Source organism: Shinella sp. (assembly GCF_052438155.1).
Lineage (GTDB): Bacteria > Pseudomonadota > Alphaproteobacteria > Rhizobiales > Rhizobiaceae > Shinella.
Window position 1 is genome coordinate 75,618 of the sequence record NZ_JBQVPI010000007.1, and the last position, 23,671, is coordinate 99,288.

General features: G+C 63.5%; 24 protein-coding genes. 10 read left to right on the forward strand and 14 right to left on the reverse strand.

Translation table 11 applies throughout. The features are described 5' to 3' along the window. Positions 1-91 precede the first annotated feature (91 nt). Positions 92-667, forward strand: a complete 576-nt coding sequence (gene rimM, locus ACT6VE_RS14865) for a ribosome maturation factor RimM (protein ID WP_444799346.1) — start codon at positions 92-94, stop codon at positions 665-667. 1 nt (position 668) lies between these two features. Next, on the forward strand, positions 669-1,361 hold the full coding sequence (gene trmD / locus ACT6VE_RS14870; RefSeq protein WP_069060660.1) for a tRNA (guanosine(37)-N1)-methyltransferase TrmD: 693 nt from the start codon (positions 669-671) through the stop codon (positions 1,359-1,361). Here the strand turns inward: trmD and ACT6VE_RS14875 are convergent. Next, positions 1,343-2,089 carry a sulfite exporter TauE/SafE family protein gene (locus ACT6VE_RS14875; protein WP_444799347.1) on the reverse strand — a complete coding sequence of 249 codons (747 nt, stop codon included), beginning with the start codon at positions 2,087-2,089 and terminating at the stop codon, positions 1,343-1,345. The genes trmD and ACT6VE_RS14875 overlap by 19 nt on opposite strands. A 305-nt stretch (positions 2,090-2,394) precedes the next feature. Between ACT6VE_RS14875 and rplS the strand changes: the two genes are divergently transcribed. Beyond that, on the forward strand, positions 2,395-2,952 hold the full coding sequence (gene rplS / locus ACT6VE_RS14880; protein ID WP_444799348.1) for a 50S ribosomal protein L19: 558 nt from the start codon (positions 2,395-2,397) through the stop codon (positions 2,950-2,952). 67 nt (positions 2,953-3,019) lie between these two features. Here rplS and ACT6VE_RS14885 read toward each other — a convergent pair whose 3' ends face one another. Beyond that, a complete protein-coding gene (locus ACT6VE_RS14885) occupies positions 3,020-3,613 on the reverse strand; it encodes a peptidoglycan recognition protein family protein (protein ID WP_444799349.1) in 594 nt (197 codons plus the stop codon). Next, complete coding sequence (locus ACT6VE_RS14890; protein ID WP_444799350.1) at positions 3,613-4,941, reverse strand: caspase family protein; 1,329 nt, start codon at positions 4,939-4,941, stop codon at positions 3,613-3,615. The genes ACT6VE_RS14885 and ACT6VE_RS14890 overlap by 1 nt, the downstream gene beginning before the upstream one ends. Positions 4,942-5,083: 142 nt before the next feature. Between ACT6VE_RS14890 and ACT6VE_RS14895 the strand changes: the two genes are divergently transcribed. Next, positions 5,084-5,881, forward strand: coding sequence for a transporter substrate-binding domain-containing protein (locus ACT6VE_RS14895; protein WP_444799351.1), 798 nt, complete (start codon positions 5,084-5,086; stop codon positions 5,879-5,881). Positions 5,882-5,890: 9 nt separating this feature from the next. After that, on the forward strand, positions 5,891-6,697 hold the full coding sequence (locus tag ACT6VE_RS14900) for an amino acid ABC transporter permease (protein WP_444799352.1): 807 nt from the start codon (positions 5,891-5,893) through the stop codon (positions 6,695-6,697). Between the two features lie 2 nt (positions 6,698-6,699). Here the strand turns inward: ACT6VE_RS14900 and ACT6VE_RS14905 are convergent, their stop codons facing one another. Then, positions 6,700-8,598, reverse strand: a complete 1,899-nt coding sequence (locus tag ACT6VE_RS14905; RefSeq protein ID WP_444799353.1) for a CASTOR/POLLUX-related putative ion channel — start codon at positions 8,596-8,598, stop codon at positions 6,700-6,702. A 348-nt stretch (positions 8,599-8,946) separates the two neighbouring features. Here ACT6VE_RS14905 and leuC point away from each other — a divergent pair, with 348 nt between their 5' ends. Together leuC and ACT6VE_RS14915 are read left to right on the forward strand one after the other, a co-directional pair. After that, positions 8,947-10,356, forward strand: coding sequence for a 3-isopropylmalate dehydratase large subunit (gene leuC / locus ACT6VE_RS14910; protein ID WP_444799354.1), 1,410 nt, complete (start codon positions 8,947-8,949; stop codon positions 10,354-10,356). Between the two features lie 70 nt (positions 10,357-10,426). Next, a complete protein-coding gene (locus tag ACT6VE_RS14915; protein ID WP_444799355.1) occupies positions 10,427-10,939 on the forward strand; it encodes a SixA phosphatase family protein in 513 nt (170 codons plus the stop codon). A gap of 34 nt (positions 10,940-10,973) precedes the next feature. On the opposite strand, the gene ACT6VE_RS14920 is transcribed toward ACT6VE_RS14915, so the two are convergent. After that, positions 10,974-11,804: an aldo/keto reductase gene (locus ACT6VE_RS14920; RefSeq protein WP_444799356.1), complete on the reverse strand. Its 831-nt coding sequence runs from the start codon at positions 11,802-11,804 to the stop codon at positions 10,974-10,976. Between the two features lie 131 nt (positions 11,805-11,935). Beyond that, positions 11,936-12,481 (reverse strand): L,D-transpeptidase family protein, encoded by a 546-nt coding sequence (locus ACT6VE_RS14925; protein ID WP_444799357.1) that lies wholly within the window; start codon positions 12,479-12,481, stop codon positions 11,936-11,938. Between the two features lie 132 nt (positions 12,482-12,613). Here ACT6VE_RS14925 and ACT6VE_RS14930 point away from each other — a divergent pair, with 132 nt between their 5' ends. Both ACT6VE_RS14930 and ACT6VE_RS14935 read left to right on the forward strand, forming a co-directional pair. Further along, positions 12,614-13,297: a response regulator transcription factor gene (locus tag ACT6VE_RS14930; RefSeq protein ID WP_444799358.1), complete on the forward strand. Its 684-nt coding sequence runs from the start codon at positions 12,614-12,616 to the stop codon at positions 13,295-13,297. Positions 13,298-13,316: 19 nt separating this feature from the next. Next, the gene (locus tag ACT6VE_RS14935) at positions 13,317-13,772 is read left to right on the forward strand and encodes a cyclic nucleotide-binding domain-containing protein (RefSeq protein ID WP_444799359.1); all 456 of its coding nucleotides are present in this window, start codon (positions 13,317-13,319) and stop codon (positions 13,770-13,772) included. Positions 13,773-13,775: 3 nt separating this feature from the next. Here the strand turns inward: ACT6VE_RS14935 and ACT6VE_RS14940 are convergent, their stop codons facing one another. The 6 genes from ACT6VE_RS14940 to tesB form a co-directional block, all read right to left on the reverse strand. Further along, positions 13,776-14,582 carry an exodeoxyribonuclease III gene (locus ACT6VE_RS14940; RefSeq protein ID WP_444799360.1) on the reverse strand — a complete coding sequence of 269 codons (807 nt, stop codon included), beginning with the start codon at positions 14,580-14,582 and terminating at the stop codon, positions 13,776-13,778. 188 nt (positions 14,583-14,770) lie between these two features. Continuing rightward, positions 14,771-15,445 (reverse strand): outer membrane lipoprotein carrier protein LolA, encoded by a 675-nt coding sequence (locus ACT6VE_RS14945; RefSeq protein WP_444799361.1) that lies wholly within the window; start codon positions 15,443-15,445, stop codon positions 14,771-14,773. A 97-nt stretch (positions 15,446-15,542) separates the two neighbouring features. Next, positions 15,543-18,209 (reverse strand): DNA translocase FtsK, encoded by a 2,667-nt coding sequence (locus ACT6VE_RS14950; protein ID WP_444799362.1) that lies wholly within the window; start codon positions 18,207-18,209, stop codon positions 15,543-15,545. A gap of 354 nt (positions 18,210-18,563) precedes the next feature. Next, positions 18,564-19,925 carry an ammonium transporter gene (locus tag ACT6VE_RS14955; protein WP_444799363.1) on the reverse strand — a complete coding sequence of 454 codons (1,362 nt, stop codon included), beginning with the start codon at positions 19,923-19,925 and terminating at the stop codon, positions 18,564-18,566. Between the two features lie 30 nt (positions 19,926-19,955). Further along, a complete protein-coding gene (locus tag ACT6VE_RS14960; protein WP_444799364.1) occupies positions 19,956-20,294 on the reverse strand; it encodes a P-II family nitrogen regulator in 339 nt (112 codons plus the stop codon). 231 nt (positions 20,295-20,525) lie between these two features. Continuing rightward, positions 20,526-21,413, reverse strand: a complete 888-nt coding sequence (gene tesB, locus ACT6VE_RS14965; RefSeq protein WP_444799365.1) for an acyl-CoA thioesterase II — start codon at positions 21,411-21,413, stop codon at positions 20,526-20,528. Between the two features lie 110 nt (positions 21,414-21,523). Here tesB and ACT6VE_RS14970 point away from each other — a divergent pair, with 110 nt between their 5' ends. Beyond that, positions 21,524-22,744, forward strand: coding sequence for a ubiquinone biosynthesis hydroxylase (locus ACT6VE_RS14970; protein ID WP_444799565.1), 1,221 nt, complete (start codon positions 21,524-21,526; stop codon positions 22,742-22,744). A gap of 1 nt (position 22,745) precedes the next feature. On the opposite strand, the gene ACT6VE_RS14975 is transcribed toward ACT6VE_RS14970, so the two are convergent. Together ACT6VE_RS14975 and ACT6VE_RS14980 are read right to left on the reverse strand one after the other, a co-directional pair. Next, on the reverse strand, positions 22,746-22,934 hold the full coding sequence (locus ACT6VE_RS14975) for a Trm112 family protein (protein WP_069060679.1): 189 nt from the start codon (positions 22,932-22,934) through the stop codon (positions 22,746-22,748). A gap of 10 nt (positions 22,935-22,944) precedes the next feature. Then, the gene (locus ACT6VE_RS14980; RefSeq protein ID WP_444799366.1) at positions 22,945-23,625 is read right to left on the reverse strand and encodes an LON peptidase substrate-binding domain-containing protein; all 681 of its coding nucleotides are present in this window, start codon (positions 23,623-23,625) and stop codon (positions 22,945-22,947) included. Positions 23,626-23,671 lie beyond the last annotated feature (46 nt).

Here is a 23,671-nt window from a genome sequence, read left to right on the forward strand (position 1 = left end):
GTTTTCATTTGGCGCATCGCCCGGAACATCGTAAAGCGGTTTCCGCTTGGCATTGCCATAAGACAAGAGATCGAACGTTCGGAACCGAACCATGACGAAACCGGAAAATCCTATCCTCATGGGCACCATCGGCGCGGCACAGGGCCTGCGCGGCGAAGTCCGTGTGAAATCCTACACCATCGACCCGACGGCGATCGGTGACTACGGCCATCTGCACACCCAGGACGGCAGGTCCTTCGAGGTGCTGGAGGTGCGCGAGGCGAAGAACGTCGTCGTGGCGCGCTTCCGCGGCATCAACGACCGCAATGCGGCCGAGGCGCTGAATGGCCTAGATCTCTATATCGACCGCGACAACCTGCCGGACGAGGAACTGGACGAAGACGAGTTCTTCTATGCCGATCTCGAAGGGCTGGAGGCCGTCGATACGCAGGGCCGCAGCCACGGCACGGTGACCGGCATCTTCGATTTTGGCGCAGGCGATCTGCTTGAGCTCAAGGGACCGGGCAAGCGCCCGGTGCTCATCCCCTTTTCCGAAGCCGCCGTGCTGGAAATCGATGTCGAGGGCGGACGCCTGGTGATCGACGCCTTTGCGGCCGGCCTTGAGGAAGAAGAGAAGGAAGGCCCCGGCAGCCGGCGGCGGCGTCCCCCCGAAGACGACGGGGAATGACGTGGCTTTCCGCGCCACCATCCTGACGCTCTACCCGGAAATGTTTCCGGGCCTCCTGGGCCAGTCGCTGTCCGGCAAGGCGCTGGATCGCGGCGACTGGGCGCTCGACTGCGTGCAGATCCGCGATTTCACCACCGACCGCCACCGCACCGTGGACGACACGCCGGCCGGCGGCGGCGCCGGCATGGTGTTGAAGCCGGACGTTCTGGCGCGCGCCATCGATCATGCCTCCGAGGGCGACAGCCGCCCACGGCTGCTGATGAGCCCGCGTGGGCTGCCGCTGACGCAGGCCCGCGTGCGCGAACTCGCTGCGGGTGAGGGCGTGATTGTGGTCTGCGGCCGTTTCGAGGGTGTCGACCAGCGCGTCATTGACGGGCGGCAACTCGAAGAAGTGTCGATCGGCGATTACATTCTCTCGGGCGGCGAGCCGGCGGCGATGATCCTGCTCGACGCCATCGTGCGCATCCTGCCGGGTGTGATGGGCAATGCGCTGTCCGGCGAGCATGAAAGTTTCGAGGGCGGGCTTCTGGAGCATCCGCACTATACGCGCCCGCAGGTCTGGGAAGGCCAGGAAATCCCCGGCGTGCTCACCTCCGGCCACCATGCGGCGATCGACAGATGGCGCCGTGAGGAGGCCGAGGCGCTGACGCGCGAGCGTCGGCCCGATCTTCTCGCTCAGCCCGTCACGAAGTAATAGACCGTCAGCGCCGCACCGACAGCGACCACGAGGGCGCGGATGACCGGCTGCGGCACGCGTCGTGCCGCCCAGACGCCGGACCAGCCGCCCAACGCGCCGGCCGGTACCATGACGGCCGCCTGCGGCCAGCCGACCACGTCGCCGCTGGCGAAGACGACGATGGCGACCCCGGCGATCACCACGGCCAGGAAATTCTTCAGTGCATTGAGCCGGTGGTAGTCGCCGCCCTTGGTCAGGCCGAGCACGGCGAGCATCATGATGCCCATGCCGGCGCCGAAGAAGCCGCCATAGATCGAGGTCGCGAACTGTCCCGCAAGGCCGAGCGGCGAGACCGGCGTTTCGGCATGCAGCGTCTTCGGCTTGAGATAGGGGCCGGCGGCGAAGATGACGGTCGCGGCGAGCAGCAGCCAGGGCACCAGCGCGCGGAAGGACGGATTGTCGAGCGACAGCAGCAGCAGCGCCCCGCCAAGGCCGCCGACGAGGGAAATCACCCCGAGCAGTGCCGCTTCGCGCCAGTCCGCCTTGATTTCCTTGGCATAGGCAAGCGAGGAGGTGACATAGCCGGGAAACTGGGTGATCGAGGAGGTGGCATTGGCGACGATCGGCGGCAGGCCGGTCAGCGTCATCGCGCCGAAGGTGAGGAACGTGCCGCCGCCGGCAATGGCGTTCACCACGCCCGACAGGAAGCCGGCAACGAAAAGCAGTATGGCATCGGCTATGGACATGATATTCCCGGCGGCAGCGGCCGGGATGCCGTGCCGCTCCTCCCTTTTGGGGTGATAGCGTGGCCGCAAGGGACCGGCAAGCGCCGAAAACCGGCTCTTCAAGGCGGATTCTTTCGGCCTCGGGGATGACAAGCCGGTCCGATTGGTGTATTGGCCCGCACGGATTTGGGGTTTCCCAGCCGACCTGCAAGCAAAGAATGGCGAATCCGCTCCGCCCGGCAACGGGCTAACCCGAGAGGCATGACCTCAACAGGTGACCGTCGAGCGCTCTGGCTGTTTCAGAAAAAACCAGAAGGTTTAGACCGATGAACATCATCCAGCAGCTCGAAGCCGAACAGGCCGCGAAGATCGAAGCCAAGCGCACGCTTCCGGAATTCTCCCCGGGCGACACGCTCCGCGTCAACGTCCGCGTGACGGAAGGTACCCGTACCCGCGTACAGGCCTATGAAGGCGTCTGCATCGCCCGTTCGGGTGGCAGCATCAACGAGAGCTTCACCGTTCGCAAGATTTCCTACGGCGAAGGCGTCGAGCGCGTATTCCCGGTTTACTCGCCGCTCGTCGAAAGCGTCGAAGTCGTGCGCCGCGGCAAGGTCCGTCGCGCCAAGCTCTATTACCTGCGCGATCGTCGCGGCAAGTCGGCTCGTATCGTCGAGAACACCGGCACGCGCGCCCGCAGCCTGAACGACGCCGAGCGCGCCGCCATTGCTGAAGAAAAGGCCCGTCTCGAAGCCGAGAAGGTCGCAGCAGCCCAGGCACTCGCCGCTGAAAAGGCCGCAGCTGAAGCCGCCGAGAAGGCCGCTGCCGAAAAGGCAGCAGCAGAAGCTGCTGAAGCCGCAAAGGCTGCAGAAGCCACTGCTGAATAAGCAGCGTCGCATCTGATCGATCGAAGCCGTCGGCCTGTGCCGGCGGCTTTTTTCGTTTCTGCGGGTTTTACGGGTTTTTCGCGCCGAGTTCGGCGGCGATACGGTGAACCTCGCCTTCGAGATTCTTGCCGGGGCAGGCGGTCTGGGCGAAATCCTTGTGGGTGCCGATGCGGTCGGCCGGAATGCCGTACTGCCTGGAAAGATCGCGGATCAGCGTCTTCAGCGCGGCCAGCTCCTCTGCCGTCGGTTTCTCATTCTCGAAATTGCCCTCCACGACGATCGTGATATGGCCGGCCGGATTGTATTTCGTGTTGGTATCACCGACGAAGCTGATCTGCCGGCCCTCGGCGATCTTGCCGTTCACGGCGATGTAGAAGTGGTAGGGAATGTCGGCCCAGGGCTCCTTTGTGCGCCCGTCCGCAAGCTTGGATTTCGCCTGTGAAAAGGCCTGCAGCGACGTCATCTTCTTGACGATCGACAGGCCGTGTTTGCTGCGCGTTGCGGTGTGGTGCACGGTAATGCGCGACGGCGTCTGTTTTTCCATCGCCAGCACCGGCTTGCGGGCGCCCCATTCGGCCCGGCTCATCACCTCAGCGGCGCCCGCGGAAGACGCCATCGCGAACGAGGCGAGGAGAAGAAATGCCGGTCTTGTGATGCCCATCAGCGGATTTCCTTGATGTATGCGTCTCCCACAACCTGTTGCGCGTTGCCAAGTTCCCGCAGGGCCGTGCTTTTCTTGTAAGGCCCCATCACCACGGAGTAGAGCCCGTCGGCTAGGCTTCGGTAGTTGTTCGTATCGATGATGGAGACGTCGTAGCCCCGGTTTCGCATCAAGCCGGCGCGCTTGCGGGCCTTTTCCGCTTGGCCCTGCGGGAAGGAGCCGAGGATGACGAACCAGCCAGCCGAGACGCGCTGGGTCTCGAGCCCGGTATTTGCCTCGGGTTCCACGTCCTCGTCCGTGGTCGGTATCTGCTTGACCTCCTCCACCTTCGCCTTGCTCGCGGCCTCCGCCTCCAGTTCCTCCACGAGTGCGCGTGCATAGGGAGCGTAGCGGCTGTCCGGATGTTTGCGCAGGAAAGCCTGGTGGATCTTCAGGCTGCGCAGGTCCTTGATGGCGTTCCATTCCTCGAGCGCGGGATCGACCTCGACCTGAACGGAGCCCCGGTTGTTTGTCTCGTCCGGCGTTTCCTTGGCCGTCTCGACCGGCGTAGCCTCACTGTTGCCGGAAAGAAGCACGATCTCGCCCGTGATCTGGTCGTAGAAGGCGGGTTGTTGCTTGCGACCGACAGTCTTTGCCGTCGCCTCCACCTCGCGCTGTACGGCCTTGGCAAGCGCGATATGGCTCATGCCGGGCGTTTGCAGTAGCGGCAGCAGGGTGCGTGTAAAGATCGAGTTGGGATTGGCGTCATTGTCGCCGAGCCGGTCGAGCGCTTCCTGCCCGGCGCCCGCCGACATCAGCACGAAGGTGCCCGTCGGTGGTGCCACGACCTGAAGGCCGCGTGTCGCGCCGACGCTCCGGCCACCTTTCGAGGCGAAGGGATTGTTGCGGCAGGCATCGAGCACGAAGAAGCTGACGGCCGCCCCCTTGCCCTGCACGCGCGCCAGGAGGTCGTCGACCACATGGGCCTCGTCGCGCACCAGGCCGGCATTGCTGGAATCTGGAATATCGACCGGCAGCAGGATGTTCTGGCCGTCGATCGCCACGCCATGGCCGGCAAAGAAGAAGAAGGCCGTGTCGCCGGGCGAGATGTGTTCGACGAAGTCGGCGAACTTCGCATTGATCTGGCGCCGCGTCAGATTTTCGCCGAGATCGACGGCGAAATCGAGCCTGGCCAGTGACTGCGCGACGGCGCGCGCGTCGTTCACGGCCTTCTGGAGCTGCGGCACGGCCTCATACGCGTCGTTGCCGATGACGAGCGCCACGCGTTTGGCTGCGGCAGGAACCGTGCCGAACAAAAGACAAGCCAGAATGATGAACAGATATCTCACGGAAGCCCCCCGGCCATGCCATTCCCCAAGCCTACGCCCATGCTCTTCGTGCGAAAAGAGCAAAGGTGAAGGAAGCGCGCGGCTTGCCTAGCGAACGGTAACTGTGACAGTGTTCCGCCGCCACAATTCAGGAGCATAGTTGATGTTTTCCCGCCGCGCCGTCCTTGCAGGCCTTGCTGCCGCTGCCCTCATGCCCGCCGTCGCTTTCGCCTCGGACCTGCCGGACCTCGGCGGCAAGACCGTCGTCGTCGTGACGGAAAATGCCTATCCGCCAATCCAGTTCGTCGATCCCAAGACGGGCGAGCAGATCGGCTGGGAATATGACGCGATGAACGAGATCGCCAAGCGGCTGAATTTCAAGGTCGAGTACCAGAACACCTCGTGGGACGCGATGATCCAGGCCGTCTCCGACAACCAGTACAACATCGGCATGACCGGCATCACCATCAAGGACGATCGCAAGGAGAAGGTGGACTTCTCCGACCCCTACATGCGCTCGCAGCAGTTCATGCTGGTGCGTGCCGACGAGACGCGCTTCACCGACGCCAAGTCCTTCGCTGCCCTGACGGATGGCCTGATCGCCGCGCAGCCGGGCACCTCGCCCTTCTACACCGCCGTCTACGAAATCCTCGACGGCAACGAGCAGAACCCGCGTATCAAGCTCTTCGAGACCTTTGGCGCGACCGTGCAGGCCCTCCAGGGCGGCGATGTCGATCTCGTGCTGACCGACAGCGTTGCCGCCAAGGGTTATGTCGACGCTTCCAACGGCAAGCTGAAGGTCGTCGGCGGGCCGCTCGGCACGGAGGATTTCGGCTTCATCTTCCCGAAGGGGTCTGATCTCGTCTCACCCGTCAACGCGGCAATCGCCTCGCTCAAGGCGGATGGCACGCTCGACGGGCTCAACAAGAAGTGGTTCCTCGACTACAAGATGGGCCAGTAGCGGGCGGCCATGGCTCCCGTTTCTTCTGATGCGTCGAAGGGCGACTATCCCTGGTGGCTGGTCGCGCTCGGCGTGATTGCGCTGGCGCTTGCCGGCGTCATCGTCGCCAATGATCTCTACACACAGGTGTTCAGCGTCGTGCTGAAGGGGCTGTGGGTCACGATTTTCGTGACCCTTGTCGCCTTCCTGCTCGCCACCATGCTCGGCCTCGGCGTTGCGCTGATGGCGCTGTCGGACAGCAAGGTGTTGCGCCAGATCGCCCGCTTCTACACGGAGGTGATCCGTGGCGTGCCGATCCTCGTGCTGCTGTTCTACATCGCCTTTGTCGGCGCGCCGGCGCTGGTGGCCTTGATCAATCTCGTGCTCTCGCCGCTTGTCGGTGCCGGCCTTGCCGAGCCGATGCAGGTGCGTGACCTCTCCTTGATGTGGCGGGCGATCTTCGCGCTGATGATCGGCTATTCCGCCTTCATCGCTGAAGTTTTCCGTGCCGGCATCCAGGCGGTGGACAAGGGGCAGATCGAGGCGGCCAAGGCGCTCGGCCTGTCGCGTTTCCAGCGCTTCCGGCTCGTCGTCTTCCCGCAAGCGGTGCGCGTCATCCTGCCGCCGCTCGGCAACGATTTCGTCGCGATGGTGAAGGACAGTTCGCTCGTCTCGGTGCTCGGCGTCGCCGACATCACGCAGATGGGCAAGGTCTACGCCTCCGGGTCCTTCCGGTTCTTCGAGACCTATTCCATCGTCGCCTATGTCTATCTCATCCTGACGATCGGCCTTTCGCTCGGCCTTCGCGGCTTGGAAAGGCGCCTGCGCCGCAACTGAGCTTACTCGCGGGCGAGGATGATCAGGCGGTCGGTGGGATCGAACGTGATCTTTTCCGACTTCACCGGATTGACCACGACGCCGCCCATGTTGCGCGGGTCGTGGCCCGGCGCATTGGCGCGGCTGTAGCCGAGCGCCACTTCGCCGCGGATGAGGGCGGCGAGGTTGACGGTGTAGAAATTCACCGGCCGATCGATGGCGATGTAGTCGGTGACCGGGCGCATGTAGATTTCCGAGCCGTCCTCGTCGAGCAATTCGTCAAAGATCTGCGCCATCAGCTCGTTTTCCGAGGCCTGCGCCAGCATCAGGCTGACCAGCTTGTTGCTGACGACGAAGTCGTCGGCGCGGGTGACGGCCGCGAGGTTGCGGTTGCGCACGTCGATCATCTCGCTGACGATGCCGATATGCTGGTTGGCGGCATCCGCGATCTTGCGCAGCTGCAGCAGCGTCACCAGCGTTGCGGTGTCGGCCGGCTGGGCGGCCATGTGGTCGCTGTAGCCGAGTACCAGTACATGGTCGTAGGACGGCACGTCGAGCGCATCGAGGGCGGCGCGGTTCGACGTGTCGATCGCCGTGCAGCGAACCGTCAGGTTCTCCTGCAAATAGGAGAGCCCTGCGACCTCCGCCTCGAGATTGGGGGTGTTGGCGGCGATCATCAGCTCGGAGCCCGGCGAGACGTAGCGTGACAGCTCCTGTGTGATGATCGGCCCGCGCCGGTTCCAGCCGAGCAGCAGCGTGCGCTCCGGTCCCGGCTCGCGGTGGACGCGTGGGCGCACGATCTCGCGGTCGACTTCGAATTCTCCCGTCCTGAGCTTGATGGTCGCATCGTCCTCGGCAATGAGGATTGCCCGTTCGCCGGCGAGGATGATGTGGTTTGTCGGCGGGTTGAGATGCACTACGCCGTCATTGTCGCAAAGGCCGATCAGCGTCGATGTCTCATAGGCCATGACAGCATTGCCGAACGACTTGCCGACAAGCGCCGGCTGTTCGACGGTGTAGATTTCCGAGCCGTCGAAATCGAGCAGTTCGGTATAGACGGCCGAAAGGCCGGCCTGCCGGCTGGAGCTGACGACGATGCGGGAGATCAATTCATCGGCGAGCACCAGCTGCAATTCGGTGCCGCCGACGATGCGGGCGACTTCGGCATTCTTCTCGTCGCGGATTTCGGCGGCGATCCGGTAGGGTTCCTTGCGCCGGCCGGGATCGTTGACGAGGGCGAGCACGGTCTTGATGACCTCGGAATCGGCGTAGTCGCTTTCCGGCGACAGCACGATGATCGAGCGCGACGCCTGCGGATTGACGATGTTGACGTCGTAGAGGTCGGTCGGGTCGCCGCTGCGGCAGATGATGCGGGTGCTGCCGAGGTCCTCGATCTTGTTGGCGATCTCGTCCTCCATCTCCACCTTGTCCTTGTTGGCCATGATGACGATGCGCGCATTGCGGCGGCTCTGGTTGGCGATGACGAGTTCGGAAATGACGTCGAAGATCGACGGCGACCAGTTGAAGATGATCGTGTGGTCTTTTTCGAGCACATGCGAGCGGCCCTTGCGCAGCTCGTCGAGCTTTTCGTCGAGGCCCGAGCTCAGCACGCCGATGAGGGCGGAGAACACGAAGATGCCGGCGACGGTGACGAAGAGCGAGACGCCGCGGAACCCCCAGCCGACATCGCCGCCCATGGCGCCTGCATCCATCGTGCGCATCAGCGATTCCCAGGCGCCTTCGATGAAGGAAACGGGTTCGCTGCCCTGCTGGGTAATGCCGGTTATCGCCAGGAACAGGCCGGCGACGACGATCACGACCAGCGAGATCACGGTCAGCCAGCCGATCAGCGCGATCGGCCCTGCCGCCATGCTCTTGTCGAACTGGTAGCGCAGGCGGTCCCGCCAGGTAATCGTCTTCATATTCTGTCCCCTTGGCCGACCCTTAGCCGGATACGCCTATCGAGTGTCAAATATTCGGAGCCGGGGCAAGGAGGACGGGCGGATATTTTCGGAAACAGCTTGCATGGCGGAGTAGCCACCAACTTGCCGAGCCTGCGAAAAATCGCTATATGCGGGACCATGGAATCCAAATTCGGATGCACGGAAAAGCATGTCGTCGTGCTGCAGGACCATAAGCGCCTGCCGGCACGCTTCTTTGCGCGTGTTTTCGGGGCGCTCACCAGCCGCCTCGCCTGATCGTTCTCGATCCTGCAAGCCCGTGTGCTTGCGAATTCCTGTACCCTCAACATGCCAAGCGGATGAAGAGCTATGAGCGCACCCCGTACCCTCTATGACAAGATTTTCGACGACCATATCGTCTCGCGCCAGGAAGACGGCACCTGTCTTCTCTACATCGACCGTCACCTCGTTCACGAAGTGACGTCGCCGCAGGCTTTCGAAGGCCTGCGCATGGCCGGCCGCAAGGTCCGCGCGCCGGAAAAGACGCTCGCCGTCGTCGACCACAACGTGCCGACCTCGCCGGATCGCGCGCAAGGCATCAAGAACGAGGAGAGCCGCATCCAGGTCGAGGCGCTTGCGACCAATGCCGCGGAATTCGGCGTCGAATATTATTCGGAAAAGGACGTGCGCCAGGGCATCGTGCACATCGTCGGCCCCGAGCAGGGCTTTACGCTGCCGGGCATGACCATCGTCTGCGGTGACAGCCACACCTCCACGCACGGCGCTTTTGGCGCGCTGGCGCATGGCATCGGCACGTCGGAAGTCGAGCATGTGCTCGCGACCCAGACGCTGATCCAGAAGAAGGCGAAGAACATGCTGGTGCGCGTCGACGGCCAGCTGCCGCCGGGCGTTACCGCCAAGGACATCATCCTCGCCATCATCGGCGAGATCGGCACTGCCGGCGGCACCGGCCACGTTATCGAATTCGCAGGCGAGGCCATCCGCGCGCTTTCGATGGAAGGCCGTATGACGATCTGCAATATGACGATCGAAGGCGGCGCGCGCGCCGGCCTCATCGCGCCGGACGAAAAGACCTTCGAATACATCACGGGCAAGCCGCGCGCGCCGAAGGGCAAGGCGCTGGACATGGCGATCGATTACTGGAAGACGCTCTACACGGAAGAAGGCGCGCATTTCGACCGCGTCGTCGTGCTCGATGCCGCCAACCTGCCGCCGATCGTCTCCTGGGGTTCTTCGCCGGAAGACGTCGTCTCCGTGCAGGGCGTCGTGCCGAACCCGGACGAGATCGATGACGAGACCAAGCGTTCCTCCAAGTGGCGCGCGCTCGACTATATGGGTCTGAAGCCGGACACCAAGATCACCGACATCGCCATCGACCGCGTCTTCATCGGCTCGTGCACCAATGGCCGTATCGAGGACCTGCGCGCCGTCGCGGTCGTCGTGGAAGGCAAGCAGGTTGCTTCCACCGTCAGCGCGATGATCGTTCCGGGTTCGGGCCTCGTGAAGGAACAGGCCGAGCGGGAAGGCCTCGACAAGATCTTCAAGGCAGCCGGCTTCGACTGGCGCGAGCCGGGCTGCTCCATGTGCCTTGCCATGAACGACGACCGCCTGAAGCCGGGCGAGCGCTGCGCCTCGACCTCGAACCGCAACTTCGAAGGCCGCCAGGGTTTCAAGGGCCGCACGCACCTCGTGTCGCCCGCCATGGCCGCGGCCGCCGCGATCGCCGGCCACTTCGTCGATATTCGCGAGTGGAACTGATCACGGCTTCACTGCCGTTGTGATAAAAGGCCGGGAGCACGCTCCCGGCCTTTTTGTTTTAGGAGATCCCATGAAACGCCTCCTGCTGCTGCGTCACGCAAAATCGGCCTGGCCGGAGGGCGTGGAAGACCACGACCGCCCCCTCAGCGACCGTGGTCGTCGGGACGCGCCATGCATGGGCGCCTACCTGGCCTCCGCCGGCCTCCAGCCGGATTTCGCGCTGGTCTCGTCCGCACGGCGCACGCAAGAAACCTGGGCGCTCGTCGAGCAGGCCCTCGCGAAGCCCTGCCCGTCCCGCACGGTGCCGTCGATCTATGAAGCCGAGCCGGCGGCCATTCTCGCGGCGATCCAGGCGGCACCGGGGGAGAGCGAAACGCTGCTCGTTATCGGCCACAATCCGGGTTTTGAGAATTTGGCCGCGCTCTTGGCGCCGGACGGCGATGGGGATGCGCTGGAACGGCTGCGGGCGAAATATCCGACGGCGGGGTTGGCGGTGATTGTCTTCGACGTTGAGCGTTGGGAGAATGCCGCGCCGGGAACAGGTCGGCTTGAAGGCTTCGTCACGCCGAAGACGTTGCCGTAAACGAAACGGGCGGCCGAAGCCGCCCGTCGCAGGATCAGAACGCTGCAGTCATTGGATCGGGTCCGATGCGCTTGCCATCCTTTTCGAGGCTGGTAAAGGTCTGCATGTCCTCGGCGTCGAGCTTGAAGTCGAAGACCTTGAAGTTCTCCGCGATGCGCGACGGCGTCACCGACTTCGGAATGACCACCAGCCCGTTGTCGATATGCCAGCGGGTGATGACCTGTGCCGGCGTGCGGCCGTGTTTGGCGGCGACCTTGGCGACCACCGGATTTTCCAGCAGCGTGCCCTGGCCGAGCGGGCTCCAGGATTGGGTGATGATGCGGTGCTTGTCGTGGTAGGCGCGCGTCTCGGTCTGCGGGAAGTCCGGATGCAGCTCGATCTGGTTGATGACCGGCGTGATGCCTGTCTCGTCGATCAGGCGCTGCAGGTGCACGGGATAGAAATTGGAAACGCCGATCGAGCGGGCGCGGCCTTCCTTCTGCAGCTGGATGAAGGCCTTCCAGGTATCGACATACTGGCCGCGGCTCGGTGCCGGCCAGTGGATGAGGTAGAGATCGACATAATCGGTGCCGAGCCGCTTCAGGCTGGCGTCGAAGGCTTTCAGGGTCTGCTCGTAGCCCTGGTCGGAATTCCAGAGTTTTGTCGTGAGGAAGATTTCCGACCGGTCGACGCCGGACGTGCTGATACCCTCGCCCACACCCTGCTCGTTCTCATAGATGGCAGCCGTGTCGATGTGGCGATAGCCGGTGGCGAGCGCTGCCTTGACTGCAGTCACGGCGGTGTCGTTCGGGGTCTGCCAGACGCCGAGGCCGACCTGGGGAATGCTGTTGCCGTCGTGAAATGTGATTGTCGTTTGATCGCTCATCAGGATGTCTCCGTGAAAATGGATGGCGTGCTTGAACCCGAAGGTTTCCCGTGGCGCCTTGCAGCCTGGCGACGGTCGGGATGCATATAGGTCCGGCGGCGCGCTATTTCAGCGGTGCTCCGGCAGAAAATTCAGAGAACCCGCACGACCGTGCCGCGGCGCAGATGCGGCAGGATCAGCAGCATGTTCCGTCGGGAAACGGCGATGCAGCCGGCGGTTTGCGGGCGGTCCGGGTCGAAAAGATGAAAGAAGATCGCCGATCCGGCATTGCGACGGCGCGATGTGACGTTCCAATCGAGCACGAGGCAGATGTCGTAGAGCGCGTCCTCGCGCTGCATGTCCTCATGGCTCGGCTTGAAGGGGGCGCGGACCAGGCGATTGTAGTTAGGATGGCCGGGATCGTCGCACCAGAGCATGGAGGGGCGGACGCGGCGAAGCGGCAAGGCTGTCTTCGGCTGGGACAGCCGGTCCCCTCGCAGGAAGCCGGAGAGAAGCTGCATGGCGGCGATGGGCGTTGCACCATCGCCCTCGCGCTTGCGGCTGGTGCGACCGGAGCGCCCGATGACGGCGGGGATGCGCAAGGAACCGACCTGCACGATCGCGCGGGTCTTGTTGCCCGGTGCCGGGCGTACGAGGATAGTCTTCACGCAATGTTTAGGAGAAGTGATCCGGCTCATCTGTCCCTGCCATATTCGCGCCACGGGGCGATTTAACAGGCTAAGACATAGGCGCACCCGGAAGGCCATCCCTTCCATTTGAATTTTGGGCACAACTCCCTTACTTTCCAGGGGAATGCCGAGAGGTAAAGCATGACATCCCGCACGATCCTTCTAGTCGACGACGACAACGACCTCCGTGAAACGCTCGTCGAGCAGCTTTCGCTCTATGAGGAATTCACCACGCTCGAGGAAACCACTGCCGGCAAGGGCATCCAGACGGCCCGCGCCAACCAGATCGACCTGCTGATCATGGATGTCGGCCTGCCGGACATGGACGGCCGCGAGGCGGTGAAGCTGCTGCGCAAGGGCGGCTTCAAGGCGCCGATCATCATGCTGACCGGGCACGACACCGATTCGGACACGATCCTCGGGCTCGAAGCCGGCGCCAACGACTATGTGACGAAGCCGTTCCGCTTCGCCGTGCTGCTCGCGCGCATCCGTGCGCAGTTGCGCCAGCATGAGAGCAGCGAGGACGCCACCTTCAGCGTCGGCCCTTATACGTTCAAGCCCGGCCAGAAGCTGCTGACGCTGGAAAATGGCCAGAAAATCCGGCTGACGGAAAAGGAGGCGGCCATCATCCGCTACCTCTACCGCGCCGACCAGAAGGTGGTGACGCGTGACGTGCTGCTGGAGGAAGTCTGGGGCTACAATTCCGGTGTGACGACCCACACGCTGGAGACCCACGTCTACCGCCTGCGCCAGAAGATCGAGCGCGACCCTTCCAATGCGGAGATTCTCGTGACAGAGAACGGCGGGTACAAGATCGTACCGTAATCCAAGAGGAGCGCCCGACGTGGCACTCGCTGACGACATTGCCCTTCTGTCCCGCGTGCCGCTCTTTGCGGGGCTTTCCGATGACAAGTTGCGGCTGATGGCTTTCGGCGCCGAACGCCGCCGGCTTGTGGAAGGGCAGACGTTGTTTCGCGAGGGTACGTCTGCGGATTGCGGCTTCGTCGTCGCCTATGGCGCGTTCGGCCTGACCTCGACGCTGCGGGACGGTTCGACGCGCGACGAAGGCTCGGCGGACGCTGGTACGCTGCTCTCCGAGCTTGCGATGATTTCTGCGGTTGAGCGGAAATATACGGCGGTGGCCATCGAGGACAGCGAGGTCATCCGCATCAACCGCCCGTTGTTCCGGCGCATGCTGGAGGAATATCCGGATGTCGCCGTGCTCGTCGATGCGCGCATCCGGGAAAACCTCGCGGCGATGATCACCCAGATGCGCGGCCTTGCCGGGCGGTTTGCCTAAATCTCAGAAATCGAACTCGGCGATGACCGGCACGTGGTCCGACGGCCGTTCCCAGCCGCGCGCCTCGCGGATCACCTTGATGTCGGTGAGGTGCGGATCGAGGTCGGCGGAGGACCAGATATGGTCGAGGCGGCGGCCCTTGTTGGCGGCCTGCCAGTCGGCCGAGCGGTAGCTCCACCACGTATAGAGCTTCTCCTCGGCCGGCACCTTGCGGCGCATCAGGTCGACCCAGGCGCCCTTCGTCATCACATCGTTCAGGCCTTCGGTCTCGATCGGCGTGTGGCTGACGATCTTCAGGAGCTGCTTGTGCGACCAGACATCGTGTTCCAGCGGCGCAATGTTGAGGTCGCCGACGAGGATCGAGGAAATGCCGGCTTCGGCTTCCGCATGCAGCAGCTTCATCTCCTCGATGAAATCGAGCTTGTGGCCGAATTTCGTGTTGATCGTGCGGTCCGGCTCGTCGCCGCCGGCCGGCACATAGAAATTGTGCAGGCGGATCGACTTGCCCCGGTGATGGAAGAGCACCGAGACGTGGCGCGCATCGCCGACACCGCAATAGTCACGCCGCTCGACGATCTCGGTCAGCGGCAGGCGGGAAATGGTGGCGACGCCGTGATAGCCCTTCTGGCCGTGTATGACGATGTGCTCGTAGCCAAGCGCCTTCAGCGGCTTGGAAGGGAACAGATCGTTCGGGCATTTGGTTTCCTGCAGGCACAGGATGTCCGGCGCAAACGTCTTCAGGAAATGCTCGACGAGCGGCATGCGCAGCCGCACGGAGTTGATATTCCACGTCGCAATCGAAAGTGCCATGCTTGTTTCGCCCTCAAAAACATCCGGCCCGTTCTCACGGGCCGGTCGGGGCGTCTTACTGCATAATTCCTTAAACCGGTATCGGTTTAAGGATAAAATTATGCAGCAATTTTATAATGCTACAGCGCCGTGCGTCACGAATGGCGCACGGCGCTGTAGCGCATGTGTTCCGAAACGGAAACGGCTTATTACTTCGTTCCGCGGTTGCGGATTTCCTCGTAGGGGATCGAAAATACCTTGTCGTCGAGCGGTACGCCGGTCTTCACGTTGAAGATCATCACGGACGTGTCCTTGCCCTGGGCATCGGTGATCGTCCACTGGCGCAGGTCATAGGTCTTCGGGTCGAACATCATGGTGATGGTCGAATCGCCGAACATGTTGCGGTCGCCCAGCACGATGGTCGTCAGGTCCGCCTCTTCCTTGACGTTGCGCACCATCTTGGCGGACAGGTCGATCTTGTTGCCGAGCAGCAGGTTCAGCGGCGTCTTGGAGAGCGGGTAGATGTCCCAGGTCTTGAGCTTGCGGTTGCCGATGACCACCGACTTGCCGTCGGCGATCACGCGCATCGGCGAGGGGTCTTCATAGTTGAAGCGGATTTTTCCCGGGCGGTCGATGAAGAACTTGCCGCCGGTCTGTTCGCCGCGCGGGCCGAACTGCACGAATTCGCCCATCATGGTTTTCACCGACGAAAAATGGTCGGCGATCTTCTGCGCTGTGGCACTTGCCTGCGCCGACGCCTCGACGGGCGAAAGCACCGAAAGGCCGGCGGTAAGCGTGAAGGCCATCAGGCAGGTAAAGCCGCGGCGCGTCAGCGTTCCGGTCGCGCGACCATTCTCGGATCGGGTCATGTCAGTCTCCTTCATGGGCATGTCATGCGAGCCAAACGCGGCGCCATGATGGCATCGGCCCGCACCGAGGGACGTGAGGATTGGAACGCCGCTCGAGGCGCTCCGTTCCCGGTCATCGTCCCGAAATTTCGTCTTCCGTCGGCACGAGGATCTCGCGCTTGCCGGCGTGGTTTGCGGGGCCGATCAGCCCCTCCTTCTCCATGCGTTCGATCAGCGAGGCGGCGCGGTTGTAGCCGATGCCGAGACGGCGCTGGATATAGGACGTCGAGGCCTTGCCGTCGCGCAACACCACGGCCACCGCCTGGTCGTACGGATCGTCCGAATCGTCGAGGTTGGCAGTACCGGCAGGGCCGCCGCCCGGTTCTCCGTCCTCGTCGTCGTCCTCGGTGATGGCATCGAGATATTGCGGTGCGCCCTGGCTCTTCAGATGTGCAACGACGGCTTCCACCTCGCCGTCCGAGACGAAGGGGCCGTGCACGCGCTGGATGCGCCCGCCGCCGGCCATGTAGAGCATGTCGCCCATGCCGAGCAGCTGTTCGGCGCCCTGCTCGCCAAGGATGGTGCGGCTGTCGATCTTCGACGTCACCTGGAAGGAAATGCGGGTCGGGAAGTTCGCCTTGATCGTGCCGGTGATGACGTCGACCGAAGGACGCTGCGTCGCCATGATGACGTGGATGCCGGCGGCACGCGCCATCTGGGCAAGCCGCTGCACGGCGCCTTCGATGTCCTTGCCGGCGACCATCATCAGGTCGGCCATTTCGTCGATGATGACGACGATATAGGGCATCGGCTGGAGATCGAATTCCTCGGTCTCGTACATCGCCTCACCGGTCTGGCGGTCGAAGCCGGTCTGCACGGTGCGGCTGATCTGCTCACCCTTGGCCAGCGCCTGCTCGACGCGGCTGTTGAAGCCGTCGATGTTGCGCACGCCGATCTTTGACATCTTCTTGTAGCGCTCCTCCATCTCGCGCACCGTCCATTTGAGGGCGACGACGGCCTTCTTCGGATCGGTGACGACGGGGGAGAGCAGATGCGGGATGCCGTCATAGACGGAGAGTTCGAGCATCTTCGGGTCGATCATGATCAGCCGGCACTGTTCCGGCCTCAACCGGTAGAGCAGCGACAGGATCATGGTGTTGATGGCGACCGACTTGCCCGAGCCGGTGGTGCCGGCGACGAGCAGGTGGGGCATCTTGGCGATATCGGTAATGACCGGCTCGCCGCCGATCGTCTTGCCGAGCGCCATGGCGAGTTTCGTCTTGCTGGTTTCGAAATCGCGGCTGGCGATGAGTTCGCGAAGATAGACGGTTTCGCGGGTCTGGTTCGGCAGCTCGATGCCGATGGCGTTGCGGCCCGGCACGACGGCGACACGGGCGGCGATCGCGCTCATCGAGCGGGCGATATCGTCGGCAAGGCCGATGACGCGCGACGACTTGATGCCGGGTGCGGGCTCCAGTTCATAGAGGGTCACGACCGGGCCGGGGCGGACATGGATGATCTCGCCCTTGACGCCGAAATCTTCCAGCACGCCTTCCAGCATGCGGGCGTTCTGCTCCAGTGCGTCGGCGGAAAGCGTGCTGTCACGCACCTGGCCGCGCGGTTCGGCGAGCAGGTGGATCGGCGGCAGCGCAAAGCCGTCCGCGCCGACGAACGAGGTCTGCGCCTCGCGCTCGATGCGCTGGCCGGGCTTCGGCCGTGCGGCGGGCGGTGCCACGCGTGCGGTTGTGGCCGGTGCCGTCTGCCGGGGAGGCGCGCGGCGCGGTGCCCAGTCGGCGGCAATGTCGTCGGAATCGTCGTCCGACAGGATGCCGCTCGGTCGGGTGAGTGGCTCGTCCATATCGAAGGGCACATCGTCATCGTCGGCGGCCATCGGCGGGGCGGTAACCACCCGGCGGCCGTCAAGCGAGGGCTCGACACGCTCGGTGGAGCGCGTCGGCGTGCGGGCGCGCGCCGGCTCGTTCAGCGTGCCGAATTCGTCCTCGTTGAAATCGTAGGGCTGCTCGATACCACGCGCCCGGCGGCGCTGGTTGCCGAGGCCGAAGAGACGGCGCAAGCGGGCGTGGCCGGTGTACCAGGCATGGGTCATCGCCCCGGCGAGAACGGTGAGCGGGCCTCCCCGCTCGTCATCCTCGTTCTCCTCGGCAATCGTGCGGGCGCGGCTCGCCGTCGGGACGGGGGCAAAGTCCTCCTCGTCGTCGATTGCGACGGAGCCGATGAGGCCTGCGCTGAAGGCCATCAGCCAGGCGGCGGGAATGGCGATGATGCCGCCAAGAATGTTCGCGAACATGCCGGTCGGGTAGGCGCCGGTGAAGAGGGCCGGGAAGCGCAGGATCATATCACCGAAGACGCCGCCAAGCCCGGTCGGCAGCGGCCAGGTGACGGGTGCTGGAACGCAGGAGAGTGCTGCGGAGGCGAGGATCGCGCCGCCGAACCAGGCGCCTGCGCGTTGCGGCACGCGGTTGAAGCGCCGGCCGCTGATCAGCGCCAGCCCCCAGGCGACGACCGGCAGCAGTGCGATGACGCTGGCAAGGCCGAAGAACTGCATGAAGAGATCGGCAAAGACGGCGCCGGAATAACCGAGGATATTGGCCGGGTCGCCGCTCGAGGCATAGGAGAGGCTGGGGTCCGCGACATTCCAGGTGGAGAGTGCGGCAATGGCGAAGGCGAGGCCGAGGAAGACGCAGAGCCCGAACAGGATCTGCGTCTGTCGCCAGACGAATGCCGACAGAACGAAACGGTCGTGACGGTTATCCAGTCCTGCCGAAATGCTTCTGCTCATGGGTACAGCCTGTGTTCCACGCCAAGGAAAATTGCACAGCGCCCGCGCGATTCGCGGATGTGCCTGACTGTAAACCCTACGAAAGAAGCCTTAATGGCGTATTAACCATGCAAATTTGGCGGGCATTTACCCAGACTGGCGAGCGCTCCACGCATAAAAAAGCCCGGACACAAGGGTCCGGGCCAAGGGCGGCATAGTTTCCTATGGCCGCGACGGGATCGTGGCAGCGGCTGGCAGGAGGATTTCCGCTTTTCTTCGAGTCGTGAAAATGCTCCTGCCCTTGGTTCTTACGCAGTTCCGGACGCAAAACCGCTGCGCACTTCTGCTGGAATTGCTTTAGCCGCCGCGAACTTTTTACGAGTGGTAAGCTGCTTCGCCGTGGGACGAGAGGTCGAGGCCTTCGCGCTCGGCTTCGACGGAGACGCGCAGACCGACGACCATGTCGACGATCTTGTAGAGGATCGCCGAGACGACGCCGCACCAGACGATGGTGATGAGAACGGCGACGATCTGGGTGTAGGTCTGGGAGACGATGGAGAAGTCTGCAGCACCCGTGCCGCCGAGGCTCGGTGCCGTGAAGATGCCGGTGCCGACAGCGCCGATGATGCCGCCGATGCCGTGAACGCCAAAGACGTCAGCCGTGTCGTCGAAGCCGAACTTGTTCTTCACCGTGGAGACGAAGAAGTAGCAGACCGGCGAGGCGATGAGGCCAAGCACGATGGCACCGATCGGACCGACCGAGCCGGCCGCCGGGGTGATGACGACGAGGCCGGCGATCATGCCCGAGGCAGCACCCAGCATCGAAGCCTTGCCGCGGGTGAAGTTTTCCGCCAGGCACCAGGCAACGATCGCGCCGGCGGTTGCGAGGAAGGTGTTGATCGTGGCGAGGACCGCACCGCCCGATGCTTCGAGGTTGGAGCCGGCATTGAAGCCGAACCAGCCGAACCAGAGCATTGCGGCACCGACGAGCGTGAGCGTCATCGAGTGCGGCGCCATCATGTCCTTGCCGAAGCCGGTACGCTTGCCGACCATGATTGCGCCGATGAGGCCTGCAACACCGGCGTTGATGTGAACGACCGTGCCGCCGGCGAAGTCGAGAGCGCCCATGCCGAAGATCAGGCCATTGGCGTCCCAGACCATGTGAGCGATCGGGAAATAGACGAAGGTGGCCCAGAGCACGGTGAAGAGAATCACGGCCGAGAACTTGATGCGCTCCGCGAAGGCGCCGACGATGAGGGCCGGCGTGATGGCGGCGAACGTCATCTGGAAGGCGATGAAGGCATATTCATAGATTACGACGCCATCCGTGAAGGTGGCCGACGTGCTGTCGATCGTGACGCCTGACAGGAAGAGCTTTCCGAAGCCGCCGAAATAGGCGCTCGTCGAGCCGCCGAAGGCGAACGAATAGCCATAGACGACCCAGACGATCATCATGACGGCGCCGATGACCGTGCACTGCATCAGCACGGACAGCATGTTCTTGGCGCGCACGAGGCCGCCGTAGAACAGGCCGAGGCCCGGGACGAGCATGAACAGGACAAGGATGGTGGCGAGATACATGAAGGCGGTATCGGCCTTGTCCGGAACCGGTGCCGCAGCAGCGGCTTCGGTCGCAGCTGGCGCTGCTTCCTGCGCGAAGGCGACAACGGGCGCAAACATGGCCGTCGTGGCGGCAGCCACGCGGGAAAGGGTATGAGAAAACTTGAATGACGACATTGTAAATAGGCTCCCTGAAAGGCCGTTTGCTTAAAGCGCTTCGGAATCGGTTTCGCCGGTGCGGATGCGCACGGCGTGATCGATGGAGTAGACAAAGATCTTGCCGTCGCCGATCTGGCCGGTCTTGGCGGCAACGGTGATTGCTTCGACGGCGGTGTCGACGATATCGCTCGGCACGGCGATCTCGATCTTCAGTTTCGGCAGGAAGCTCACGGCATATTCGGTGCCACGGTAGATTTCCGTGTGTCCCTTCTGGCGTCCGTAACCCTTCACCTCGGTCACCGTCAGGCCCTGGATGCCAACGGCGGTGAGGGCTTCGCGCACCTCATCGAGTTTGAACGGCTTGATAATGGCCATTACGATTTTCATCTGGTTCCCATCCTTCGTGCTTGTCCCCCAGCCGGGGCCATCTCTCCTTGCCGCGGCAAACGCAACGACTGGGAACTACACATTCAAGGGGCGTGCCAGATTCGAACGGATCGAAAATGATCCGCTAAGGTTATGAATTTAAATCGATAAAAATCGCGCCGATGTTGCGGCGCAAAAAATCATCACCGCAAATGGTCAAAAAATAGGCGTTAGTAGGCCAATGAGTAAAAATTACTCAGTTGCCTTTTTCCGAATCAGCCCTTCCTGGGCGACGGAGGCAATGAGGGTGCCTGAACGGGTGAAAATTGCGCCACGGGTCATGCCGCGGCCGCCAAATGCTGACGGACTGTCCTGGCTGTAGAGCAGCCAGTCGTCGAGAACGGGCGGCCGATGGAACCACATGGCATGGTCGAGGCTCGCCACCTGCAGCGAGTGGTCGAGCACCGAGGTGCCGTGTGCGAAGAGCGACGTGTCGAGCAGCGTCATGTCGGAGAGATAGGCAAGCACCGCTGCCTGGAGGTGGCGTTCGGCCGGCACCGGCCCGGTGGTGCGCACCCAGATGTTCTGGCTGGGCTCCAGCTTGTCGCGCGAGAAATAATGGGTGAGCGAGACGGGGCGCAGTTCGATCGGTCGCGGGCGCTCCCAATAGGCGCGGATATGCGATGGCGCCTGCGTCATGAACTGCGCCTTCAGGTCCGCCTCGCCGAGCAATTCCTCCGGCGGCGGCACGTTCGGCATGGGGGCCTGGTGCTCAAAACCGTCCTCGTCGTCCTGGAAGGACACCGTCATGAAATAGATCGGCTTGCCGTGCTGGATGGCGACGACGCGGCGCGTCGCGAAGGAACCGCCGTCGCGGATGTTTTCGACATCGTAGAGGATCGGCACGGCGGGATCACCCGGCCGCACGAAATAGGCATGCAGTGAATGCACGAAGCGGCCCGGTTCTTCGACGGTTCGCGTCGCCGCCACCAGCGCCTGGCCGATCACCTGCCCGCCGAACACACGTTGCCAGCCGACCTGCGGGCTCTTGCCGCGAAACAGCCGGATCTCCAGCCGTTCCAGGTCGAGCGTCTCCAGAAGGACATCCATGGCGGGGTTTTGTTCAGGTTGGCGCGACATTTGGACGTGGCTCCCAAGGGTGGCCCAAGGTAGGAAAGCGGGCCTTCTTCCTCTATATAGAGCAAAAGCAGACCTCAAGCGTCCAGGAGAACGCCATGCCCGAAGCCCCCATGCTCGACGTCCTTGTCGCCGGCGGTGGTTATGTCGGCCTGTCGCTGGCCGTGTCGATCAAGAAAGCCGCGCCGCACCTCGCCGTCGAAGTCGTCGATGGCGCGCCGGAGCATGTCTGGCAGAAGGACGAGCGCGCCTCGGCGATCGTTGCCGCGGCGCGCAACCTGCTCGACGTGCTTGGTGTGTGGAACGAGATCGCGCCGGAAGCCGAACCGATCCGCCGCATGGTCATTACCGATTCGCGCACGGCCGATCCCGTCCGCCCGGTCTTCCTCACCTTCGAGGGAACCGGCTCCGGTGACGACGGCCAGCCCTTCGCCCATATGGTGCCGAACCGCGCGATGACCGGCAGCCTGCTGCGCCAGGCCGAGGTGCTCGGTATTGCTGTGCGCTGGGCGACCTCAGCAGAGGGTTTTACCACCGGCCAACATGCCACGGCAGTCCGTCTTTCGGATGGTTCCGAGCGCCAGACCCGGCTGCTCGTTGCCTGCGATGGTGTGCGTTCCAAGTTGCGCGACATGGCCGGCATCAAGACCGTGCGCTTCGACTACGGCCAGTCCGGCATCGTCACGACGGTCGAGCACGAGCGCCCGCATGATGGCACGGCAGAAGAACACTTTTTGCCCGCCGGCCCCTTCGCCACGCTGCCGCTCACCGGCAACCGCTCCTCGCTTGTCTGGACCGAGCGCACGGAAGATGCGCGCCGCCTCGTCGAGAGTGATGACCTGGTCTTCGAGGAAGAGCTGGAGCGCCGTTTCGGCCACAAGCTCGGCAGCCTGAAGGTCGTCGGCGGCCGCCGCGCCTTTCCGCTCGGCCTGACGCTTGCCCGCGCCTTTGTCGCACCGCGCTTTGCGCTTGCCGGCGACGCGGCGCATGGCATTCACCCGATTTCCGGTCAGGGTCTCAATCTCGGCTTCAAGGACGTGGCGGCGCTCGCCGAAACGATCGTCGAGGCCGACCGCCTCGGCCTCGATATCGGCGCGATCTCTGTGCTGGAGCGTTATGAGACCTGGCGCCGCTTCGATACGGTGCGCATGGGCATCACCACGGATGTGCTGAACCGTCTGTTCTCCAACGACGCCACGCCGCTGCGCGTGCTGCGCGATGTCGGCCTCGGCGTCGTCGATCGCCTGCCGGGCCTCAAATCCTTCTTCATCCGCCAGGCGGAAGGCACATCCGGCGGCGGTCATCCGCGCATGCTGGTCGGGCAGAGAATCTAGCTCAGTCCTTGATCTCTCGGGCTTCCGATATCAGCATGATCGGGATCCCGTCGCGGATCGGATAGGCGAGCTTTGCCTTTTCCGAAATCAGTTCGCCGGTTGCCGCATTGTAGCTCAGCCGGCCCTTGGTCAGCGGGCAGACGAGCAGTTCGAGCAGCTTGGGATCGACCTGGCTGGTGCTGGCATTCATTGCTGGCGTCCTATTGCAGCATCGTGTCGACATCGCCGTAGCTGCGCGCCAGCACGATCTCGGTGATGGCGATCAGCGTTTCCGCGCGGGTCTTGAGGTCCGGCGCCTCCAGCAGCGCCTGTTTCTCCGCCGGTCCATAGGGCGACATCATCGCCATGGAATTGACCAGCGTCGTGTTGCTGGCGCGTTCCACGCTCTCCCAGTCGGCTTCCAGCTTGTTGGCGTCGAGATAGGCCTTGAAGGCGGACAGCAGGGCATCGCGATCGACGCCCGTATCGTCGTCGTGCGCGGTCAGATCGGTGATGAAGGGGGCGATGCGGAAACTGCGGTAGGATTTGCTGTCGCGCACCTCTTCGAGCAGGCGATAGCGGCATACGCCGGTGAGCGAAATGATGTAGCGCCCGTCACCGGTTTCGGCAAACGAGGTGATTCGGCCGATGCAGCCGACTTGGCACAGCGCCGGCGTCTCGCTCGTGGCGTCATCAGTGCGGTGGTCGCCGAAAACCGGCTGCACCATGCCGATCAGCCGGTGCGTGGCGAGCGCGTCGTCGAACATGGAGAGATAACGCGGCTCGAAGATGTTGAGCGGCAATTGCCCGCCGGGCAGCAGCAGGGCGCCCGTCAGCGGAAAGACGGGGATGGCCTCGGGCAGGTCCGCCGGCTTCAGATAACGCGCATTTCCCACATGCATGGCATTGCCTTCCCATTCCCGGTCGGTCCGCGGCGCGGTGAAAATC